The sequence below is a fragment of the Nocardia tenerifensis NBRC 101015 genome (genome assembly GCF_000308715.1).
Classification (GTDB): domain Bacteria; phylum Actinomycetota; class Actinomycetes; order Mycobacteriales; family Mycobacteriaceae; genus Nocardia; species Nocardia tenerifensis.
This window is the reverse complement of record NZ_BAGH01000110.1, coordinates 1-4,894: the sequence shown is the minus strand read 5'-3', so window position 1 is coordinate 4,894 and position 4,894 is coordinate 1. Positions and strand designations below refer to the sequence as shown.

At 70.2% G+C, this 4,894-nt stretch carries 4 protein-coding genes; all 4 read right to left on the bottom strand.

Going from position 1 to position 4,894, the window contains the following annotated elements:
* A partial coding sequence (locus ON39_RS45730; protein ID WP_051186429.1) for a hypothetical protein occupies nt 1-1,660 on the bottom strand: 1,660 nt, incomplete at its 3' end.
* A gap of 3 nt (nt 1,661-1,663) precedes the next feature.
* Nucleotides 1,664-3,514 (bottom strand): HSP90 family protein, encoded by a 1,851-nt coding sequence (locus ON39_RS08935; RefSeq protein ID WP_083894327.1) that lies wholly within the window; start codon nt 3,512-3,514, stop codon nt 1,664-1,666.
* 59 nt (nt 3,515-3,573) lie between these two features.
* On the bottom strand, nt 3,574-3,915 hold the full coding sequence (locus tag ON39_RS08930) for an MmcQ/YjbR family DNA-binding protein (protein ID WP_040732865.1): 342 nt from the start codon (nt 3,913-3,915) through the stop codon (nt 3,574-3,576).
* Between the two features lie 9 nt (nt 3,916-3,924).
* Nucleotides 3,925-4,894: VWA domain-containing protein (locus ON39_RS08925; protein ID WP_040732864.1), on the bottom strand; the 970-nt coding region annotated here is incomplete at its 5' end.

The following is a 4,894-nucleotide window of genomic DNA, read 5'->3' as shown; positions in this document are numbered from 1 at the left end:
GATAACGGTGCAGCGCGTTCAACGACTCGCCGAATTGGGCGCGGACCGTAGCCAGTTCGGCGGGCGGATAGGGCACGCCCTCCCCCGCCATCGCCTCTTCGAACAGCGCGACGGCCTCGCCGTGGCGTCGGCGGCGATGGAACGCGCGCGCGGCGATCACGGTGTGATGCAGCAGATCGGGCTCGGACAACCCTTCCCATCGGGCGGCGGCGCGCACCGCCGCGTCGGCCAGGTCGAGCTCGCGATCGGGTTGCGCGGCGATCGCGATGACCAGTTGCGAGCTGAGCCGCGCCAAGTGCTCCGCGGGCAGAACTCCGGTGCCGACCGCCAGCGCCTCCCGCAGCCGCGCCTCCGCCTGCTCGGGAGCGTCGGCCAGCCGGGCTGCGCCCAACTCGGCCAGGCGCTGCACCTCGGTCATCCGCTCCTCGTCGGTGACCACGCCGTCCGGCCACTCCTCGGGGAACGACGCCGTGCGCTGGGCGGTGGAGACCGCACCGGCCGACGAACCGTCGCCGACGGGAACCACCGCACTCCTGCCCACGCACGCGGCATCGTCCGGCCTGCCCGCGGGGATCACGCTGCGCAGGCCGAGCGGAAGTCGTTCCAGCAGTGGCTGTCTCGCCAGTCGCGTGGTCACGCGGGTGCTGACGGCCGCGTTGCCGTTGCGCAGGTCGTATCGCGCGCACAGTTCCGCGATCTCCGCGTCCAGCTCCGCCAGCAGCGAATCCACCGTCGCACCCGCGACCTGGACGTAGCCGAGGCCGAGCGTGACGAGCCTGCGCAGCAACACGCACACGCCGGTGATGAACGCCAATCGCGCGCCGACGTCCGCGCCGGGATCGGTGAGCCAGCGGGCGTGTTCGGTGAGGATCTCCAGGCCCCGGCCCTCGTTGCCGGTCAGCGCGCAGAACTCGATGTGCAGGGCCACGGCGGGGCGCAGACTCTCGCTCTGCCGAACCAGCGGATAGCCGGTGAGATGGGCCCCGCGCGCGTCGGCGACGCGACCCGTGCGCAGCAACGGCAGCAGCGCCCTGGCCAGCACGCGATGCGGCTCCTCGGCGCAGGTGCGCTCGCCGTCGAGCACGGGCTGCCAGTGTGCCAGCGCGCCGAGGTCGTCGCCCAAAGCAGCTCTGCCCGCGCCCCATCCGTTGCGTTCACACGCGTCGCAGTCCGACATGCCGTCGCGCGGCGCGGCCAGCGCCTCCTCTTGCAGCCGCGCGCCGTGCTCGGCGTCCCCCAGTCTCCGCGCCAGTTCCGCGCGCAGGGCGAGCACCGGTCGCAGGCTGTAACCCCGTTGGCGGTAACGCTTTTCGAGCTCGTCGAACCAGCGGTGCACGGTGGGCAGCGGTATCGCGGGATTGTCGATCAGTCCCCACGTCATCCACTTGAGATACCAGTGCACCGAGTCCGTCAGCGGGCCGAGCTCGGCGGGGTACTCGTCGTAGATCCGCAGCAGCCTGCCGTAGGCGACCGGAGCGAGGTCGCGCTCGCTCGCGTAGGTGTAGGACTCGGCCAGCTCGATCAGCACGCGCCCTTCCAGATACCGGTCGGGGGCCGCTTTCGCCGCGGCCGCCAGTGTTTCCAGCCGCTCGACGCGTAGTCGGCCGTGCGGCAACGAAAGGGCCTGTGCCAGCACCTCATTGATCTCGGCGGGATCCACGCTTCACTCCGTCTCTTCGCCGGTGCCCGCGGCGCGCTGCGTCGCCCAGCTGAGGAACTCGCCGAAGGCGCGGTTGAGCAGCGCCGTGTCGGCCGCCCGCAGCGGGCGGTGCGTCATCAGCAGCGCCTGCCCGTACAGCGACTCCACCGCGGTCTTCAGGAAGTCCGGATCGCCGATGCGGGCGAGCCTGCGCACGACCGGGCTGTGATGGTTCAGCACGAGTTGCGCGCGCGGGGCCGCCGCGTCGAGCGCGCCGAGGATCTCGCTCCACAGCTCGTTGGCGCCGAGCGCGGTCTCGGCCCGTGTCCGTTCGTTGCGCGCGCCGCGGCCGTCGAGGTACAGCGCGGGCACCGAAACCGGATGGAAGGCACGGACTATCACATCGCACGACAGCGGATCGAGCACCGCGCGGGCGAGGGCCAGGACCGGCGTCAACGCCAGTTCTTCGGCCGGGTCGACCGGATCCAGGGCGGAGGTGATGGCGTCGGTGTCGAGATCGATCACCGCGACGTCGGGTAGTAGCCGCGGCAGCAACGCGACCAACTCCCGGTCATAGGCGTAGCCGCCGTTGACGATGCCGATCCCCTGCGCCGACGCGGTCGCGGCGACCTGACGGAACTCCTCCACCGTCCCCGTGACCCGGATGACCGGGTGCTTGCGCGCGAACTCGGTCAGCGGGATCCGGCCCTCGGTGGTCTCGAAGGTCAAGTGCGGCAGCATGATCCGGAACAGCTCGGGCGAGTGCGTCGCCATGGCCTTGACGCCGAGGGCGTGCACCGCGAGGAACGCCGCGAGCCGCTGCGGCTGCTCGGCCGCGATCTGGGTGAGCCAGTCGCGGATTCGGTCGCCGAGCACCTCGCGGATGATCGCCAGCCGCTCGTCCTCGTAGAGTCCCTCGCGAGACGCGGTCGGGCGCAACGAGTCCGTGTCGATCACGCAGCGCACGAAGAACGCCCAGTCGGGCAGCAGGCCGCGCACCGCGTCGCCGAGCAGCATGCCCTTCAGATACACCCGGTGCGCACTGCTCTCCGCCGGGTTGCCCGGTTGCGCGAGCACATACGCGACGCCGCTGACCCCGGCCAGATCCGCGTCCAGGTCGATGACGTCCAGCGGATCGAAACCCAGTGTGCGCTCGCCGAATTCGAGCAGCGCCTCGCGCCGCTCGATAGCCGACGGATAGTCGCGATGCCACACCGGCGGGCCGTCGGTGACCGGCACGATGAGGCCGTCGGACTCGACCGTCACCGCGTACGGCAGCAGCGAGCCGTACTCGCGGGCGAGCTCGATCACCCGGCGCGGCCGGAACCACGACTCGGCGCCGGCGCGTGGGGTCAGGTGCACCACGGTGCCCGGCTCGGGGTGATCCGCGGGCTCGAGCAGCCGCACCGAGTAGGTGCCGTCCGCGGCGGCCAGCCACTCGACCGGCGCGGCCCCCGGATCCTCGGCGGAGCGGGTGACCACGCGGATCTTCTCGGCGACGGTGAAGCAGGCGAGCAGGCCGATGCCGAACTGGCCCAGGAACTCTCGCCGGGCACCCTCGATGTCGTCGCGCTTCGACGACCGGCCGATGGTCGCCAGGAAGCGGTGCACGTCCGCCTCGGTCAGGCCGACACCGGGATCGGTGATCCGCAGGCCGGTTTCGTCGAGCGCGATACGAATGGCCGTGGGCGCCAGACGGTCTCGCTGCGCGCGGGCGGTGACGGCGTCGACGGCGTTCTGCAGCAACTCGCGCAGGTACACCCGTGGGCTGGAATAGAGGTGGTGGGAGAGTAAGTCGACGATCCCCCGAAGATCCACCTGGAACGTATAGCTGTCCTCCACCGCCGCCACATTGCTGGGCGTTCTCTCCACCATGGTGGGCAATCCTTGCGGTACGGCCCAATAATTCGCTTAACGAACGCTGATGGTGGCCCTCAGACCGTCGGCCGCTTGGACTTCGGCAGCTTGGCGACGACCGCGTCGTAAGACTGGTCGACCAGCTCGAACACTTCGTCGTCGGGCACCGCGCCGCCGAGTTTCACCACGTTCCAGCCGTATCGCCCGATATACGCCGAGGCCGACACGTCATCCGGGTACACCCTGGTCAATTCGTCGGCCTCCTCGCGGGTGCGGCCGCATTTGAGCCCGACGGAGGTCTCCCCGAGGAACGCGAAGATCTTGTCGCCGACCTTCGCGACCACGTCGCCCTCCCACGGTTCGTCCTGCCGCGCTCCGGGTTTCGCTAGGCAGTACTTCAGCAGCCGTGCGCCGTCCATCTCCGCTCCTCACACCGGCAGCAGGAGCGAGACCACCGCCGTCAGCTGGCTGGCCGAGCGGCACTCGTGCATCTCGATCACCTGCTGGTACTTGTCGGCGGCGGAGTCGCCAGAGCCCCAGTTCGTCCGCATCTCCGGGTTGAGCCAGTGCGCGTGCTTGGCGGTCCGCACGAGCGACCGCAGCGTCTCCAGTTCGGGGTCACGGTAGTTGGTGCGGGCATCGCCGAGGATGAGCAGCGAGCTGCGCGCGGTGACCGCGTCGGGGAAGTCCCTGGCGAAGCCGGCCAGCGCGTTGCCGTAGTCCGAATGCCCGTCCATCCCGACAACTTTCGCCTCGGTGAAGATCCGGGTCATCGCCTGATCGAGTTGCGTGCGCGGATCGAAGAACTGGGTCACCTCGTCGGTCTGGTCGACGAACGCGAAAATTCGTACCCGCGAGAACTGTTCGCGCAGGGCGTTGACCAACAGCAGGGTGAAGTTGCTGAACCCGGCCACGGAGCCGGATACGTCGCACAGCAGCACCAGCTCGGGCCGCCCGGGCCTCGGCTTGCGGTTCACCAGGTCGATCGGCACCCCGCCGGTGGACATCGACTTGCGCAGCGTCTTGCGAAGATCGATCTCGCCGCGCCGGGAGTGCCTGCGCCGCACCGCGAGTCGCGAGGCGAGTATGCGCGCCAGTCGCTGGGTGCTGCGCCGCATCTCGCTCAGCTCGGACTCCGAGGCGCGCAGGAAGTCGACGTCCTCGGCCTGGCGCGGAACGCCGTAGCCGGCGACCCGCTCGCGGCCGATCCGCTCGGCGACCCGCCGCCGCGTCTCCGCCTCCACCGACGCGCGGAAGGCGTCGATGCGGCCACGCGCGGCCCGCCGGGCGATCTCGGTGTCGAACGCGCTGACGTCCGGCCCGGACGCGAGCCCGGCGAGGATCTTGGCCAGCAAGGTTTGCGGCTGAACGTCTTTCAGCGCTTGATAGGCCGAGAAC